The following is a 16,425-nucleotide window of genomic DNA, read 5'->3' on the forward strand; positions in this document are numbered from 1 at the left end:
GAAAGGGGTGCCGCGCTGAGCCCAGAAGCTGCAGTAGCAGCGGCAACCGTCGAGTTGGCCGGCGAGATCACCGACCAACTTCGGCAGTATCTGCGCGAGCGTCGTAACGAAACCGCCTACCTGGGTAGCGACTACGAAGTTCTCGTCGCGGAACTCGAGGATTTCGTGCTGAGCGGTGGCAAACGGCTGCGGCCGGTCTTCGCCTACTGGGGCTGGCGCGCCGTGGCGGCCCAGAACCCGGATCCCGGTGTGCTGCTCCTGTTTTCCGCGCTGGAGCTGCTGCACGCGTCGGCATTGATCCACGACGACGTGATCGACGCTTCCGCTACCCGGCGCGGCAGGCCGACGACCCACGTGCACTTCGCGGCCCTGCACCGGGACCGCAACTGGCGCGGGTCACCCGAGCAGTTCGGAACGTCGGCCGCCATTCTGGCCGGCGATCTGGCCCACGCGTGGGCCGACGACATCATCCTGCGGGCTTCGTTGTCCCCCGACGCCCGGCAGCGCGTTCAGCGCGTCTGGGCCGACATCCGCGCCGAGGTGCTGGGGGGGCAATATCTGGACATCGTCGCCGAGGCCTCGGTACCGGCCTCCGCCGCCGAATCGATCGCGTCCGCGATGACCGTCGCCAATTTCAAGACCGCCTGCTACACCGTCACCCGCCCGCTGCAGCTGGGCGTTGCCGCCGCCGCCGACCGACTCGACGTGCAGGCCGTCTTCGGTCAGTTCGGCGCCGACCTGGGTGTCGCGTTCCAGCTGCGAGACGACGTGCTCGGGGTGTTCGGGGACCCCGAGGTGACCGGCAAACCGTCCGGGGACGACCTCAGGTCCGGCAAGCGCACCGTCCTGGTGGCCGAGGCGCTGGAATTGGCGGATAACTCAAATCCGTTGGCGGCCAAGCTGTTGCGAGCCTCGATCGGCACCGAACTGACCGACGCCCAGGTGCGCGAATTGCGGGAGGTCATCGAGTCCGTGGGCGCACTGGCCGCGGCGGAGCGCCGCATTTCCATGCTGACCCAACGTGCGTTGGCCACGCTGGCCGCCGCACCTGTCAACGAGGCAGCCAAGGCGGGACTTTCCGAACTGGCCAACCTGGCCACGAACCGGTCCGCCTGAACCGATGGCCACTGACACGACGTCACAACACTTTCTGGCGCAATACTTTTCACGATTGCAAGGGTTTGCCGCCACGCCGGAGGCCGGACCGGCGAAATTGGGTTTGCTGGGCTCGGCGCTGATCACCCTGGGCGGGCTGGGGGCGGGCAGCACCCGCCAGCACGACCCGCTGCTGGAGTCCATTCACTTGTCCTGGCTGCGGTTCGGGCACGGACTGGTGATGTCGTCGATCCTGTTGTGGGCCGGCGTTGGTCTCATGTTGATCGCCTGGCTGCGCCTGGGCCGGCTGGTCCTCGCCGGCGATGCCAGCGAGTTCGTGATGCGGGCCACCACCGTCTTCTGGTTGGCGCCGCTGCTGCTTTCGGTCCCGGTCTTCAGCCGCGACACCTATTCGTATTTGGCCCAGGGCGCACTGCTGCGCGACGGATTCGACCCCTACGCGGTCGGTCCGGTCGGAAACCCGAATTCGTTGCTGGACGACGTGAGTCCCATCTGGACCATCACCACCGCGCCGTACGGTCCGGCGTTCATCCTGGTGGCCAAGTTCGTCACGATGCTCGTCGGCAACAATGTGGTGGCCGGAACCATGCTGCTGCGGCTGTGCATGTTGCCCGGGCTGGCGCTGCTGATCTGGGCCACTCCCCGGCTGGCCCACCATCTCGGCGCCAACGGGCCGACCGCCCTGTGGATCTGCGTTCTCAACCCGCTGGTGCTCATCCATTTGATGGGCGGGGTGCACAACGAGATGCTGATGGTCGGGTTGATGACGGCCGGGATCGCGCTGGCCTTCGCCGGTCGCAATGTCGAGGGCATCGTGCTGCTCACGGTCGCGATTGCCGTCAAGGCCACCGCCGGAATCGCGTTGCCGTTCCTGGTCTGGGTATGGGCGCGCCACCTGCGTGAACGCCGGGGATACCGACCGGTGCAAGCGTTTTTGGCGGCGGCCGCCATTTCGCTGCTGATCTTCGCGGTGGTGTTCGCGGTGCTGTCCGCGATAGCCGGTGTCGGCCTGGGTTGGCTGACCGCGCTGGCCGGCTCGGTGAAGATCATCAACTGGCTCACCGTCCCCACCGCGGTGGCCAACATCATTCACGCTGTCTTCAGCGGATTCTTCGCGGTCGACTTTTACACCACGCTGCGGCTGACCCGGCTTGTCGGCATCGGCATCATCGCGGTGTCGCTGCCGGTGTTGTGGTGGTGGTTTCGCCGCGACGATCGGGCCGCGCTGACCGGCATCGCGTGGTCGATGCTGATCGTGGTGCTGTTCGTCCCCGCCGCGCTGCCCTGGTATTACTCCTGGCCGCTGGCGATAGCCGCGCCGCTGGCCCAGTCACAGCGGGCGATGGCCGTGATCGCCGGGCTGTCCACGTGGGTGATGGTGATCTTCAAACCCGATGGGTCACACGGAATGTATTCCTGGCTGCACTTCTCACTGGCCACGGGGTGCGCATTGGCCGCCTGCTATGCGCTGCACCGGACCGAGGACCAGCGAAGTCGTGCGGCCCCAGACGTTTCAGCAGCCGCAGAACCAGCGAGCGACTCGCCCTGACAGGCCCCACTAATAAGCCATGGCCTGGGCGCGGCGCACCACTTCCCGAGCCTGGTGGGCATGCAGCGCGTCGACCGGCCGGGCATTGCACATCGCGTCCCGGCTGCCGTCGCGGGTGACCGTCAACGATGGATCCGGAGTGAACAGCCAGCGCACGATCTCCGTGTCGCGGTAACCGCCGTCATGCAGGATGGTCAACAGCCCCGGCAGGCTCTTGACCACGTGACCGGAGTTGGTGAAGAACACCTGGGGCACTACCACGCCGCCGCCGCGCCGCACCGCGACCAGATGGCCTTCCCTTAGCTGTTGTTGCACCTTGCTGACCGGCACGCCGAGCAGCTGAGCCACTCTGGGCAGATCGTATGTTGGCTCGTCGGGGTCCAATACGTCGTCGCCGGCCGGAATACTGCCCACTTCGCCAGTGTAAAGCCTGGTACGCGGCCGGGATGGGGCTTTTCGACGCTACTTTCCAGGCTGCGCCGCGCTCGCGATCACCACAGGGCGCACCAAACGCCGACACCGCACCTACGATGACCCAGTGGCTCGACCAGGCACCGCGGACCCCTTGGAAGACACCTACCTGGACGGTCGCTACCTGGTGCACACCAAGATCGCCAGCGGCGGCATGTCCACGGTGTACCGCGGCGTCGACATCCGGCTCGACCGCCCCGTCGCGCTGAAGGTGATGGACTCGCGCTACGCGGGCGACGAGCAGTTCCTGACTCGCTTCCAACTGGAGGCCCGAACCGTCGCCCGGCTGAAGCATCCCGCGGTGGTCGCGGTTTATGACCAGGGCCTGGACGGCCGGCACCCGTTCCTGGTAATGGAGCTCGTCGAGGGCGGAACGCTGCGTGAATTGCTGAATGAACGCGGCCCGATGCCGCCGCACGCCGTCGCGGCGGTGCTTCGCCCGGTGCTGGGCGGGTTGGCCGCCGCACACCGCGCCGGCCTGGTACACCGCGACGTCAAGCCGGAAAACGTGCTGATCTCCGACGACGGCGAGATAAAGATCGCCGATTTCGGGCTGGTGCGTGCGGTCGCGGCCGCCGGCATCACGTCCGCCAGCGTCATCCTGGGCACCGCCGCCTACCTGTCCCCCGAGCAGGTTCGCGACGGCAGCGCCGGTCTGCGCAGCGACGTCTACTCAGTCGGGATCCTCACCTATGAGTTGCTGACGGGTGTGACGCCGTTCACCGGCGATACGCCGTTGTCGATCGCCTACCAGCGGCTGGACCATGATGTGCCACGCGCCAGCGCGGTAATCGCAGGCGTGCCACCCGAATTCGACGAGCTGGTGGCACGCGCAACCGCCCGGGATCCCGCCCGCCGCTACGCCGACGCCATCGAAATGGGCGCCGAGGTGGACGAAATCGCCGAGGAACTGGCGCTGCCGGATTTCCGGGTGCCGGCTCCGCGCAACTCGGCCCAGCACCGCTCGGCGGCGCTGCACCACACCCGAGCTGCCGCGCGCCGGGACAGCGCGCAGCCACCGTCCGCGCCACCCGGCAAGCCGCCGCTGCACGCGACACGTCAGTTCACCCGGGGTCCCGAAGATTGGTCCGACCCGGAACCTGCCGCCGAGTTCGAGCCAGAGCCCGGCGAATCCGAATCCGATGTGGTTCCAGGACAATTCGGCGGTGTCGCACTAAATGAGTTGGCCTGGGTACGGCAGCATGGTCGGCGCATGGTGTTGATCTGGGTGGCGATCGTCGTGGCGATCACCGGCCTGGTCGCGACAGCGGCCTGGACGATCGGTACCAACCTGACCGGCCTTTTGTAGGGCGAGCAGACGCAAAGTCGCCCGAAACGGCGGTTTTCGGGCGACTTTGCGTCTGCTCGGCGGGTCGAGCCCGGGGAACCCTAGTCGCGCAGCATCTCGGCGACCAGGAATGCCAACTCGAGCGACTGCTGGGTATTCAGCCGCGGGTCGCACGCGGTCTCATAGCGGCCGACCAGGTCGGTGTCCGAAATGTCTTGCGCACCACCAAGACACTCGGTGACATTTTCACCGGTGATCTCGACGTGGATGCCGCCCGGGTGGGTACCCAGCGCGCGGTGCACCTCGAAGAACCCTTGCACTTCGTCGACGATGCGGTCGAAATGCCGGGTCTTGTAACCGTTGGACGACTCGTGGGTGTTGCCGTGCATCGGGTCGCACTGCCAGATCACTTGGTGGCCGGTGGCCTGGACCTTCTCGATGATTGGCGGCAGCACGTCGCGCACCTTGTTGTTGCCTAGCCTGCTCACCAGGGTGAGGCGACCCGGTTTGTTGTGCGGGTCGAGCCGCTCGACGTACTCGACTGCGAGCTCCGGAGTCATGGTCGGGCCGATCTTGACGCCGATCGGGTTGGCGATCACCTCGGCGAACGCGACGTGTGCCCCATCGAGCTGGCGGGTCCGTTCGCCGATCCACACGGTGTGCGCCGACAGGTCGTAGAGTTTCGGCCCGTCGGGTTCATCCGCCAGCCGCAGCATGGAACGCTCGTAGTCCAGCACCAAAGCCTCATGGCTGGCGTAGATTTCGGCGGTTTGCAGATTGCGGTCGGCCACCCCGCAGGCACTCATGAAACGCAGTCCCCGGTCGATCTCGGTGGCCAGGGCCTCATACCGCGCGCCAGCCGGCGAGGTCCGCACGAATTCCCGATTCCAGTCGTGCGCCAGGTGCAGCGACGAAAAGCCCGACGACGTGAGCGCACGCACCAGGTTCATCGCGGCGCTGGCGTTCGCGTAAGCACGTACCAGCCGCGACGGATCGTGCTGGCGCGCCGTGGCGTCCGGGGCAAAGCCGTTGATCATGTCGCCGCGGTAGGACTTCAGGCCCAGCGCGTCGATGTCCGCCGACCGTGGCTTGGCGTACTGACCCGCAATGCGGGCCACCTTGACCACAGGCATGCTTGAGCCGTAGGTCAGCACCACGGCCATCTGCAGCAGGGTGCGGATATTGCCCCGGATGTGCGGCTCGGTGTTGTCGGTGAACGTCTCCGCGCAGTCGCCGCCCTGCAGCAGGAACGCCTCGCCCCGGGCGACCTGGGCCAGCTGTTCCTGCAGCCGGAGGATCTCGGTCGACACGGTCACCGGCGGCACACTTTCCAGCACGGTACGCATCGCCGCGGCCTGATCGGGGTCCCAGGACGGTTGTTGCGCGGCCGGCTTGGCCAGCGCGGCGTCCAGCCGGGCACGCAGGTCGGCCGGCAGCGGCGGCAGTGGCGGCAGCTGGTCGATCGGGATGTCGACTGTCCAGTTCATCGGTCCATGGTAACCGGGCCCTGAACCATAGCGTGACGGTTGATCAGGGCGAACGTCGCTGCGACATCACCGGGGATCGCCCGTCGGCTGCGCTTCGTCGCCCGAGGTGATGATCCGGAACCGGCGCAACTGATCCCGGGCATCCACCAGCGCGTCGTGGACATTGCGCGACCGCGGTGGCATCCGGGGGCATCCCCGGTCCTCCCACAGCTGCCGCAGATCGCGGGTGAAGCGAGGTATTGCCCGCGGCAATTCGGGCATCGTCCCCCACAGCTGACACAGCGCGACGTGGTCGTAGGCGCCGACCCACGCCCATAGCTCGATCGGGTCGGTGCCGTCCACCCGGAGGAATTCCTCCAGCTCCTCGCGAATCTGTTTGCGCGAGCGCCACAACTGTGAGGCCGGCGGCGGGAGCTTGGGCAGCACGTGGGCGCGCACCCAGCTGCCGGCCCGTTCGGGATCGAATTCGGTGGACACGGCGTAATACTCGCGGCCGTCCTCGGCGACCACCCCGATGGAGATCAGATCGATCGTGCGGCCGTCCTCGATGAACTCGGTGTCGTAGAAGTACCGCACGGGCGCACCCTAGTCCGGCAAGCCGGCGCCAACGGGTTCAGGGGGCGGCGCCGGATGCACGTCCTGGTCCAGCTGGGCGTCGACCGTGCGCTCGTCGGGCAAACGCGGGGTTCCGGCGATCAGGCATTGCACCCACAGCTTGGCCCGCACCACGGGCCGACGCCACCGGCGCTCCCGGTCCAGGGCACGACGCATCTTGTCCGGCTGATTCGAGTATCGCCACCGGGCCCACGGAGCGTGTGGACGCGACAGCCGGATCGCCCCGATGACCAGCAGCACGACCAGGAACATGCCCAACAGGCCGGTCCACAGCTTCCCCTTGAACAGCACCACCACGGCCAACGGCAGCGTCAGCACCAGCCCGCCCAGCAGCGCCAGGTGCAGCCAAACCGAACGGGTGTCATTCCAGATCGGCAGCAAGAACATCAGCGGATGCAGCCCCAGGATCAACAGCCCGGCCACCGCGACCGCAGCGAACACGGCGTCCACCGAGGTCCGCCCGTCCTCCTCCCAATACACGTCGGACAGATGCAGGATCAACGCGTACTCGTCGAGCACCAATGCCGCGCCGATTCCGAAAAGGACGGCCGCCGCGGTGAATTCGGGTTCCTGCCCGTTGACGGACAACGACACGAGGGTCAGCCCCGAAATCATCACCAGGACCACGCCGAACGTCACGTGATGGATGTGGATCGACGCGATGTGGATGTTTCGCGGCTGCCACCACCGCGCGGGCGCGCCGTTGTCGGTACGACGGCGGATGAACCGGACGAAAGTTCGCGTGACGAAGAAGGTCAGGATGAAGGCGACCAGGCAACACAACAGGGGCAGGCGGCCCCGGTCGACGATGTCATGCTGCAACCAACGGAACAACACCCCCAAAAAGCTACGCCCAGATGTCGACACGGGGCGGGAGCCGCGCTGCTCTGACAATCACCGGCGCGTCAACCATTAGGCTTGACCGCGACATGAGTAACTCGCAGGCGCCCGACGTGGGCTCTCCTGACAGCAGCCACGGACGAGTCTGGTGGTTTTGCCTGCTGTGGGTGCTGGCCGCCGCGGCGCTTGGTTATGTGGCCTGGACGTTATTCGGGCACACGCCGTACCGCATCGACATCGACGTGTATCAGATGGGCGGCCAGGCCTGGTTGGACGGACATCCCCTTTACAAGGGCGATGTGCTGTTTCCCACACCCATCGTGAATCTCCCTTTCACGTATCCCCCGCTGGCGGCGATCGTCTTTTGCCCCTTCGCATGGCTGCACATGCCGGCGGCCAGCGTCGCGATCACGCTGTTGACGTTGCTGCTGCTGATTGTCTCGACGACCATCGTGCTGACCCGCCTGGACGTCTGGCCCAGCTCGAACGTGCTGCCCGGGCCGGCCTGGGTGCGGCGGCTGTGGCTGGCGGTGATCATCGTGGCGCCGGCGACCCTCTGGCTCGAGCCCATCAGCTCCAACTTCGCCTTCGGTCAGATCAACGTCGTGCTGATGACCCTGGTGATCGCCGATTGCCTGCCACGGCACACGCCATGGCCGCGCGGTGTGCTGCTCGGCCTGGGAATAGCGCTGAAACTCACCCCTGCGGTGTTCCTGCTGTATTTCCTGCTGCGCCGCGACGGCCGAGCGGCTCTTACCGCCCTGGCATCGTTTGTGGTCGCGACGCTGGTCGGCTTCGCGCTGGCGTGGCGTGACTCGTGGGAGTACTGGACTCACACCGCGCGCAACACCGCGCGGATCGGCGACGCGGCGCTGAACACCGACCAGAACATCGCGGGGGCGCTCGCCCGGCTCGGGCTCGGAGAGCAGGAACGCTTCCTGCTGTGGGCGGGCGCGTGCCTGCTGGTGCTCGCCCTCACGGTATGGGCGATGCAGCGGGTATTGCGGGCCGGCGAGCCGGCTTTGGCGCTGATCTGCGTCGCCCTGTTCGGGTTGGTGGTGTCACCGGTGTCGTGGTCGCATCACTGGGTGTGGGTGCTGCCGGCCGTGGTAGTGGCGGCCGTATTGGCGTGGCGGCGCCGCAACGTGGCACTGGCCGTGCTCAGCGTCGTCGGCGTGGCGCTGATGAGGTGGACGCCGATCGACTTGCTCCCCAAACATCACGAGGCGACCGCGAACTGGTGGCGTCAGCTGCTGGGGATGTCCTACGTGTGGTGGGCCTTGGCGTTCATCGTGGTCGTCGGGGCCACGGTCAGCGCTCGGACAGCTGCGCAGAAAGCCACCGCGCCCGAACTGACGCCCGTCCCTGCCGTCGGCTGATCGACACGGGACTAACCCGCGGCGGTCTGCGGGATCCGCGTCGCTTCGCCGTTGGACTCGTCATTGCCGCCGTCCTTGACGGTGGCGGCGTAGATGTCGACGTACTCCTGACCGGACAGGCCCATTAGTTCGTAGATCACTTCGTCGGTGACGGCCCGCTCGATGAACCGGTTGCCGGCCAGGCCCTCGAAGCGGGAGAAGTCCATTGGCTCGCCGAACCGGACGGTGACCCGCCCGAAGCGCCACATCTTGCTGCCGGGCGGGTTGACCACGTTGGTGCCGATCATCGCCACCGGGATCACCGGGACTCCGGTCTGCAGGGCCAGCCGCGCCAGCCCGGTCTTGCCCTTGTACAACCGGCCGTCGGGCGAACGGGTGCCCTCGGGATACATGCCGAGTAGCTTGCCCTGCTGTAGCAACCGCTCGGCGGTGGTCAGCGCCGCCTGCGCGGCGTCGGCGTCACTGCGGTCGATCGGCACCTGGCCGGCGACGGTATAGAACCACCGGGTGAACCAGCCTTTGAGGCCGGTGCCGGTGAAGTATTCGGCCTTCGCCAGAAACGTGATCCGGCGCCGAACCACCAGCGGCAGAAAGAAGCTGTCAGCGACCGCCAAGTGGTTACTGGCCAGTATCGCCGGCCCGGAGTTCGGAACATGTTCCAGGCCTTCGACTTTCGGCCGTCCGAGCAGAGAGAGCAGTGGGCCCATGAAGATGTACTTGAATAGCCAGTACCACATGGCCCTCCCTCTCACCCACACTCGATGGTGTCCAACTGTACTCATGTGTGACGGCTCCGACCACCTCGGCGCCGGGCCGCTCACTCCTCGACGGTGACCGGGATGGGCTGGTAACGCGTCTTGACGGCCGGCTCGTCGGGGCCGCTTCCGTTGGTGGTGACGGCCTCCGATTTTTCGTCTGCCGGAAGGTTCTGCGGCCGGTCCATGTCGTCGACGATGGAGCGGATCGTGTCGAGCAGGGCGACGCTGTGGTCGGCGATGACGGTCACCAACGGATGCTGTTCGCCGTTGACCAAGGCGGCCAGCGCGCACACCGGGCACCACACCTGCTGGCATTTGCCCGTCGCTCTGTCACCGCCGTCGCCCGACGAATTGGCCGAACTCGCCGCCGACGCAAGCGCGGCTGCCGATCGCAGTGCGGGGTCGATCCCGTTCAGCAACGCCTGGGCAAGCCGGCGCAGTTCGGGACCGATGTCGGGATGTGCCCCATTCACTTCGGCCACACCTCCGGATCTGGTTGAAAACGAATTGTGAGCTCACTGCCCCGCAGATGCGCGTCCAGCACCGTACACCGCCGCAATACGGACGCCAAACGAACCCTGCGTCGCAGCCCGCCGGAACTGATGATCAGGTCGTCGTCGACCCGGCCCAGTGTCAGCGCGCCCGGATCCAGTTGGGGCAACGCGACCCGCATTCGATACACCGACGCAAGCCCCGACCCGGATTCCAAGTCCACAATAGGGCGCAACGGGCCCGGCGGGGCGGCTCCGCCACGCCGACGGGCACTGTCGAGCAGCTCGCCCAGCGCCTTCGGGCCGATCGGCTCACCGGCCAGGTGTGGAGTCAGCACCAGTGCCACGTCCCCGATGGTGGTGTCGAGTTCGGCTAGCACCGAGCGTTGTTCGGAGATGCGTTCGGCATACCAGTAAAACGCCGGGTGGTCGGGCAGGTTGCGGTACTCGTAGGACTCGTCGCGCACCAGAACCTGATTCACGATCAGCTCTTCGACCCGAACGCCCATCAGCGCCAACGAACCCAGCGTGCGGGTCGCCTCGGCCGCGACCACCCGCTCAGGGGTCAGCACCAGGTGCGCGCTCACCAGGTCGCCGTCGGTCAGCAGGGCACTGAGCCGCTCGACGCTGGCGCTGGTGCGCTCGAGCAGTTCCACGATCGCGGCCGACCGCGGATCGTCGGCGCCGACGGAAAGCCTGCGGTGCCGCGGCCAGGCGCGCTCGACGTACAGCGCGAAGGTGGCGGGCAGGGTCAGCATCCGCAGCGCGTCCGCGGTCGAGGCACAGTCGACCACGATGCGGTCCCAACGCCCGGCCTCCGCCAGTTCGCCCACGGCGTGCAGGCCGAGTACCTCCTGAATGCCCGGCAGCGCCGAAAGCTCTTCCGGGGCAATGCTGCTCAACTCGGATTCGGGGAAGCGGCGGTCCAGGGTGTCTACGACATCGCGCCATCGCGTCTCGAGCAGGGCCAGGGTGTCCAGCGCCAGCGCATCGAGAAACCCGCCTGCCTCGGCATGCCCGGTTTCGAAGTCGACAAGTACCCGAACAGGATCCTTGGAGCCCGTTGGCGGTACCGCGACGCCCAGCACGTCGCCCAGCGAGTGAGCCTGGTCGGTGGACACCAGCAGGACCCGTCGGCCCCCGCTCGCATCACGGACGGCGGTGGCCGACGCAAGGGTGGATTTGCCTACCCCGCCCTTCCCGACGAAGAGACTGATCCGGGCGCGGGACGGCTGCCCGAATTCGCTCGAATCACTCAGCCCTCGACTCGTTTCTTCAGATCCTTCAAAGCGGTGTCGGTCAGCCTGCGTTCGGCCTTGCGCTTGAGCATCCCGATCATCGGGATGGCGAGGTCGACGGTGAGTGCGTAGGTGACCTCCGTGCCAGAGTCCTTGGGCGCCAAGTGATACGAGCCCTCGAGCGACTTCAGCAGCGAACTGGATACCAGGGTCCAGCTCAGCGATTTGCGGTCCTCCGGCCAGGTGTAGGACATGACCATCGTGTCTTTGATGACACCGGCGTCCATCACGAACCGCACGACCTTCGGGTATCCGTCCTCGCCGCGTTGCTGCACTTCGGCTTCTTTGTACTCCGAGATCCAGTCCGGGTAGGTATCGATATCGGCGATCACTTCCAAGACGGTGCTCGGATCGGCATTGATGAAAATCTTCTGCGTCGTCTTCTCCGCCACCTGACTGCTTACCTCTCTCCGCGCGCGGTCAACCCCGGCATTGCCGACCCGGTTAAACTACCGGAGAAGTACCCACCGGACGCGAGCGTTCCAGGGTTGTCTTCACCTCGAATGCCATTTTTTTCCCGGCCACCCGACGCCGGTGTGTCATCTTGGCCAAATTCATCTTCGCCAGCTGCCAGGCGGCCACGCCGGACGGTTCTGCATGCAGGAAGTAGTGCAGCACGACCCCATCCAGCGACGGCTCCAGCCAGACCTCCATGGTGCCGGTCAAAGCGCCGGTCACCGACCAGCGAATGCCCTTTTCAGCACGATCGTCGACGACCTGCAGCCGCAGGTCCGGCCACCACCGGCGCCAGCTCGCGCGATCTGCGATGGCAGCACCGACCCGCGCGCCGTCGGCCGCGACGAATGTCTGGTCCGCGATCTGGATGCTGTTCATCGTTTCAGCTTTGCACACCATTGCGCCGCTGCGGCCGCTGCGCCTCAGTGCTCTGCGGACACTGGATTAGGCTGGCGGCAGCAAGCCGGCAACCGGCAACATCACCCGAGGTCAAGCGAGGTCATTCCAGTGCCTGAGTTAAGTGCCCCTGCCCGCTTTTCGGTCGACGAGCACGACAACGTCGCGGCCGTGGTCTTCGAGCACGAGCGCGACGATCCCGACTTCGTCATCTATCAGCGCTTGATCGACGGCGAATGGACCGACGTCACGTGCGCCGAGGCGGCACGCCAAATCCGTTCCGCAGCACTGGGTTTGATCGCCCTAGGGGTGCAGGCCGGGGACCGGGTGTCCATCTTTTCGGCCACCCGCTATGAATGGGCGATCCTCGACCTCGCGATCCTGTCCGTCGGCGGCGTCACCGTGCCGATCTATGAGACCTCGTCGGCCGAGCAGGTGCGCTGGGTGCTGCAGAACTCCGCAGCAGTGCTGGCCTTCGCCGAAACCGACGCGCACGCCGCGATGATCGCCGAGCTCGCCGGCGAACTGCCCGAGCTGCGCCGCGTGCTGCACATCGACGGGTCGGGCCCCAAGGCGCTCGACCAGCTCGCCGAGGAGGGCGCTTCGGTCGACGAGACCGAGCTGACCGCGCGGCAGGAGGGGCTGCGCTCCGAGCACGCGGCGACGCTGATCTACACGTCGGGCACCACCGGACGCCCCAAGGGCTGCCAGCTCACCCATGCCAACCTGCTCTACGAGATCCGGGGCACCCAGGAATGCCTGCCGACGCTGCTGCGCGAGGGCGAGCGGCTGCTGGTCTTCCTGCCGCTGGCGCACGTGCTGGCCCGGGCACTCACCCTTTCCGCCTTCACCAGCAAGGTGACCGTCGGATTCACCAGCGACATCAAGAACCTGCTTCCGCTGTTCGCGGTGTTCAAGCCCACGGTGGTGGTGTCGGTGCCGCGGGTGTTCGAGAAGGTTTACAACACCGCCGAGCAGAAGGCCTCCAACGAGGGCAAGGGTCCAATCTTCAAAAAGGCGGCGCAGGCCGCGGTCGACTGGAGCCGCGCCCAAGACGGTGGCAAGCCGGGGTTGGTGTTGCGCGCCAAGCACGCGCTGTTCGACCGACTCGTCTACCACAAGCTGCGCGAGGCGCTGGGCGGGGACTGCCACGCAGCGGTCTCGGGCGGCGCGCCACTGGGTGCGCGGCTGGGCCACTTCTTCCGCGGTGTGGGCGTGACCATCTACGAGGGCTACGGCCTGACCGAAACCAGCGCCGCGATCACCGTCAACCAGATCGGCGCGCTGAAGATCGGGACCGTGGGAAAGCTGGTGCCCGGCAACAGCCTGCGCATCGCCGACGACGACAAGGAACTGCTGGTGCGTGGCGGTGTGGTCTTCGCCGGCTACTGGAAGAACGACCAGGCCACCGAGGAGGCATTCACCGACGGCTGGTTCCGCACGGGTGATCTGGGTGCCGTCGACGAGGACGGCTTCCTGACCATCACCGGACGCAAGAAGGAGCTGATCGTCACCGCCGGCGGCAAGAACGTCGCCCCGGCCGTGCTGGAAGACCAGCTGCGAAGCCACCCCTTGATCAGCCAGGCGATGGTGGTCGGGGACAACAAGCCGTTCATCGGCGCGCTGATCACCATCGACCCCGAGGCGTTCGACGGCTGGAAGCAGCGCAACAGCAAGTCCGCCGGTGCCTCGGTGGGCGACCTGGCCACCGACCCCGACCTGGTGGCCGAGGTGGATGCGGCGGTCAAGCAGGCCAACCAGCAGGTGTCGCACGCGGAGTCGATCCGCAAATTCCGCATTCTGCCGGTCGACTTCACCGAGGACACCGGCGAGCTCACACCGACGATGAAGGTCAAGCGCAACGTCGTGGCGGAGAAGTTTGCCTCCGATATCGAGGCGATCTACACCAAGGACTGATCGCCGAGCAGACACTTAGCCGCGCAGCAGGTCACCCAGCCGGGCGGCCAACGTGTCCCAGCGCCACTGCGACGTCACCCATTCCCGTCCGGCGGCGCCCATCGCGGCGGCCCGGTCGCGGTCGGCGAGCACCTCGGAGACCGCGTCGGCGACATTCTCCGCCGAGCGGCCGTCGATAACCAGCCCGGTCTTGTTGTGCTGCACCGCCTCTGGGGCTCCGCCCGATTCGCCGGCGATTACCGGCACGCCGGTGGCCGAGGCCTCCAGGAACACGATGCCCAACCCTTCGACGTCCATGCCGGCCCCGCGGGTACGGCATGGCATGGCGAAAACGTCGGCCAGCGCGTGGTGAGCGGGCAGCTCATCGGTCGCCACACCGCCGGTGAAAGTGACGTGGTCGGCCACTCCGCATTCGCGCGCCAGCTTGCGCAGCGTGTCCAGATACGGGCCGCCACCGACGATCACCAGCGCGGCTCCGTCGACGCGCCGACGGATCGACGGCAGCGCCTTGATCAGCACGTCCTGTCCTTTGCGCGGCACCAGTCGCGACAGGCACACCACGGTGGGCCGCTCCCCCAGTCCGTAGCGGGCGCGCAATTCGGCTCGGCCGGCCGGATCGGGACGGAACCGGTCGGTGTCCACGCCGGGCGGCAGGTATTCCAATGACGCCGCGGGTCCAAAGGCCGGCGCGAAGCGTGACCGCGTGTAGCGGCTGACGAACGTCACGACGTCGGTCTGGTCTCCGATGCGGCGCAGCACCGACCGGGCGACCGGCAGCATCGACCATCCCACTTCGTGGCCGTGGGGGGGGGCCCGCCCCCGGGGGGCGCCCGCGCGCCGGGCGCGCTGACTCAGCAGTGCCAGCGGGGCGGCCGCACCGAACCAGACGGTGTCGATCGCCTCGTCGGCGATCAGCCGGCGCATGCGGCCGTCGACCGCCGGAACGGGCAGCATGAGCGTGCCGGGATGGCGCACCACGCGATAACCGCTCTCGCGGGCCAGGTCGTCGAACGCGTCGGCGCCCTTCCACTGCGGTGCATAGACCGTCACGGCGTGCGACCGGGCGGCGACCAGCCGACTGACGAACTCCCCCAGGTAGGACTGGATGCCGCCGCGTCGGGGCGGAAAGTCGTTGGTTACCAGCAGGACCCGGTTCACTCGGGTGAGGCTAGCCGGTGGCTAACGGGTCAGCCAGCGGCGCCAGGCCGTGACCAGATTCTCCGAGTCGGTGCCGAGCACGTCGCCAACGGCGGTGGACAGGTCGGTGTGTCCTACGCCGCAGGCGGCCAGGTAGAGCGCACGCAACTTCGCAGTGCCGTAGGTGTCGGCGATGAACCGGGCGAACCACCATGCGCGGTCGTAGGCCAGGGAGCGCTGCGGCCCGGGCGCGTCCAGATCGGCGTCCGACGGCAGTGCCTGCGCAATCGACGAGGCGTCGGCGGGCAATGCGGTCTGCGGCCGGGCGACGAAGTCGGCTACCCCTTCGGTCAGCCAGCGCGGTGCGTCCACGGCGGTGTCTACCCGGGCCGCATAGTGGAAAAGCTCGTGCGCCAATACTATTCGCAGCGCGGTCTCGCTCATGTTGACCGCGCCCGGCGCGAACACCATGCGCTGGTTCACCGCCACCCGGTGAGGGAAGTCAACGCGGTCCACGACCGTCACCGCGGCGATATCGGACCACTGCGATGCCGGGCCGCCGCCGGCGGCAGCGCGAAACTGTTTGTCCGAGCCGGCGGCCACTACCGAAATCTCGCGTGACCAGTCGGAGCCCCAGAAGGCTTCGACCTTATCGACCGCGACGCCGATGTTCGACGCGATACGCGACAGCAGGCGTTGGGCATCCGGGCCGCCGAGATCGATCAACCGGACCGTGCGGTCGCCGACGGTCAACGGCCCGTGCCCGGGGTGGGAATGCACCGGATGCACCGCGAGGACCAAGGCAGCGATCAGTTCGCCCACCAACAACACCGCCAGCAGGAACGACCACCGGCGACGGCGCTTTGCGACGAGGCGTCTAGTAGCGGCGCGCGTCGTAGATCGGGCCGGAGGAGTTCATCGGTACCACCCGCACCGGCACCCCGTAGGTGGAGGAGTGGATCATCATCCCGTCGCCCACGTAGATGCCGGCATGTGACGCGTCCGAGTAGAAGGTCAGCACGTCACCGGGCTGCAGATCCGACAGCGCTACCGGTTGACCGCCGTGGGCCAGCGCCTGGCTGGAGTGCGGCAGTGAGATGCCGGCCTGCTGGAAGGCCCACATCACCAGTCCGGAGCAGTCGAACCCGCCCGGTGAGGCGCCGCCCCACACGTACGACGATCCGACCTGGCTCAACGCCGCCTGCACAACGGTGGCCCGATCCCCGG

At 67.2% G+C, this 16,425-nt stretch carries 17 protein-coding genes; 5 read left to right on the forward strand and 12 right to left on the reverse strand.

The window, feature by feature from the left end; translation table 11 throughout:
* Positions 1-54: 54 nt before the first annotated feature.
* Both idsA2 and A9W99_RS09015 read left to right on the forward strand, forming a co-directional pair.
* Positions 55-1,116, forward strand: coding sequence for a bifunctional (2E,6E)-farnesyl/geranyl diphosphate synthase (gene idsA2 / locus A9W99_RS09010; RefSeq protein ID WP_067375942.1), 1,062 nt, complete (start codon positions 55-57; stop codon positions 1,114-1,116).
* A 4-nt stretch (positions 1,117-1,120) separates the two neighbouring features.
* Positions 1,121-2,665 carry an alpha-(1->6)-mannopyranosyltransferase A gene (locus tag A9W99_RS09015; RefSeq protein WP_067375944.1) on the forward strand — a complete coding sequence of 515 codons (1,545 nt, stop codon included), beginning with the start codon at positions 1,121-1,123 and terminating at the stop codon, positions 2,663-2,665.
* A gap of 9 nt (positions 2,666-2,674) precedes the next feature.
* Here A9W99_RS09015 and A9W99_RS09020 read toward each other — a convergent pair whose 3' ends face one another.
* Positions 2,675-3,079: an Rv2175c family DNA-binding protein gene (locus tag A9W99_RS09020; RefSeq protein ID WP_067233618.1), complete on the reverse strand. Its 405-nt coding sequence runs from the start codon at positions 3,077-3,079 to the stop codon at positions 2,675-2,677.
* Positions 3,080-3,203: 124 nt separating this feature from the next.
* Between A9W99_RS09020 and A9W99_RS09025 the strand changes: the two genes are divergently transcribed.
* A complete protein-coding gene (locus A9W99_RS09025; RefSeq protein ID WP_156623024.1) occupies positions 3,204-4,445 on the forward strand; it encodes a protein kinase in 1,242 nt (413 codons plus the stop codon).
* Between the two features lie 80 nt (positions 4,446-4,525).
* On the opposite strand, the gene A9W99_RS09030 is transcribed toward A9W99_RS09025, so the two are convergent.
* The 3 genes from A9W99_RS09030 to A9W99_RS09040 form a co-directional block, all read right to left on the reverse strand.
* A complete protein-coding gene (locus A9W99_RS09030; RefSeq protein WP_067375948.1) occupies positions 4,526-5,911 on the reverse strand; it encodes a class II 3-deoxy-7-phosphoheptulonate synthase in 1,386 nt (461 codons plus the stop codon).
* Between the two features lie 66 nt (positions 5,912-5,977).
* Entirely contained in the window at positions 5,978-6,487 is a 510-nt protein-coding gene (locus tag A9W99_RS09035) for a polyadenylate-specific 3'-exoribonuclease AS (protein WP_067375950.1), read from the reverse strand.
* A 9-nt stretch (positions 6,488-6,496) separates the two neighbouring features.
* Positions 6,497-7,360 carry a hypothetical protein gene (locus A9W99_RS09040; RefSeq protein ID WP_067375974.1) on the reverse strand — a complete coding sequence of 288 codons (864 nt, stop codon included), beginning with the start codon at positions 7,358-7,360 and terminating at the stop codon, positions 6,497-6,499.
* Positions 7,361-7,455: 95 nt separating this feature from the next.
* On the opposite strand from A9W99_RS09040, the gene A9W99_RS09045 reads away from it, so the two are divergent.
* Positions 7,456-8,745, forward strand: a complete 1,290-nt coding sequence (locus tag A9W99_RS09045; RefSeq protein ID WP_067375952.1) for a glycosyltransferase family 87 protein — start codon at positions 7,456-7,458, stop codon at positions 8,743-8,745.
* A gap of 11 nt (positions 8,746-8,756) precedes the next feature.
* Here A9W99_RS09045 and A9W99_RS09050 read toward each other — a convergent pair whose 3' ends face one another.
* From A9W99_RS09050 to A9W99_RS09070, 5 genes are all read right to left on the reverse strand, one after another.
* Positions 8,757-9,482: a 1-acyl-sn-glycerol-3-phosphate acyltransferase gene (locus tag A9W99_RS09050; protein WP_067375954.1), complete on the reverse strand. Its 726-nt coding sequence runs from the start codon at positions 9,480-9,482 to the stop codon at positions 8,757-8,759.
* An 80-nt stretch (positions 9,483-9,562) separates the two neighbouring features.
* Positions 9,563-9,976: a hypothetical protein gene (locus A9W99_RS09055; protein WP_067375975.1), complete on the reverse strand. Its 414-nt coding sequence runs from the start codon at positions 9,974-9,976 to the stop codon at positions 9,563-9,565.
* Complete coding sequence (locus A9W99_RS09060; protein WP_082929920.1) at positions 9,973-11,253, reverse strand: ArsA family ATPase; 1,281 nt, start codon at positions 11,251-11,253, stop codon at positions 9,973-9,975. The genes A9W99_RS09055 and A9W99_RS09060 overlap by 4 nt, the downstream gene beginning before the upstream one ends.
* Positions 11,250-11,684 carry an SRPBCC family protein gene (locus A9W99_RS09065; RefSeq protein WP_067375958.1) on the reverse strand — a complete coding sequence of 145 codons (435 nt, stop codon included), beginning with the start codon at positions 11,682-11,684 and terminating at the stop codon, positions 11,250-11,252. The genes A9W99_RS09060 and A9W99_RS09065 overlap by 4 nt, the downstream gene beginning before the upstream one ends.
* Positions 11,685-11,736: 52 nt before the next feature.
* Complete coding sequence (locus A9W99_RS09070; RefSeq protein ID WP_067375976.1) at positions 11,737-12,126, reverse strand: polyketide cyclase / dehydrase and lipid transport; 390 nt, start codon at positions 12,124-12,126, stop codon at positions 11,737-11,739.
* A gap of 129 nt (positions 12,127-12,255) precedes the next feature.
* On the opposite strand from A9W99_RS09070, the gene A9W99_RS09075 reads away from it, so the two are divergent.
* Complete coding sequence (locus A9W99_RS09075; RefSeq protein ID WP_067375960.1) at positions 12,256-14,061, forward strand: long-chain fatty acid--CoA ligase; 1,806 nt, start codon at positions 12,256-12,258, stop codon at positions 14,059-14,061.
* Positions 14,062-14,076: 15 nt separating this feature from the next.
* Here A9W99_RS09075 and pimB read toward each other — a convergent pair whose 3' ends face one another.
* The 3 genes from pimB to A9W99_RS09090 form a co-directional block, all read right to left on the reverse strand.
* Positions 14,077-15,219 (reverse strand): GDP-mannose-dependent alpha-(1-6)-phosphatidylinositol monomannoside mannosyltransferase, encoded by a 1,143-nt coding sequence (gene pimB / locus A9W99_RS09080; protein WP_067375962.1) that lies wholly within the window; start codon positions 15,217-15,219, stop codon positions 14,077-14,079.
* 21 nt (positions 15,220-15,240) lie between these two features.
* Entirely contained in the window at positions 15,241-15,999 is a 759-nt protein-coding gene (locus A9W99_RS09085; RefSeq protein ID WP_253869700.1) for a hypothetical protein, read from the reverse strand.
* Between the two features lie 76 nt (positions 16,000-16,075).
* Positions 16,076-16,425 (reverse strand): NlpC/P60 family protein (locus A9W99_RS09090; protein WP_082929921.1); only part of this gene is annotated, 350 nt, incomplete at its 5' end.

Source organism: Mycobacterium sp. 1164966.3 (assembly GCF_001665395.1).
GTDB lineage: Bacteria > Actinomycetota > Actinomycetes > Mycobacteriales > Mycobacteriaceae > Mycobacterium.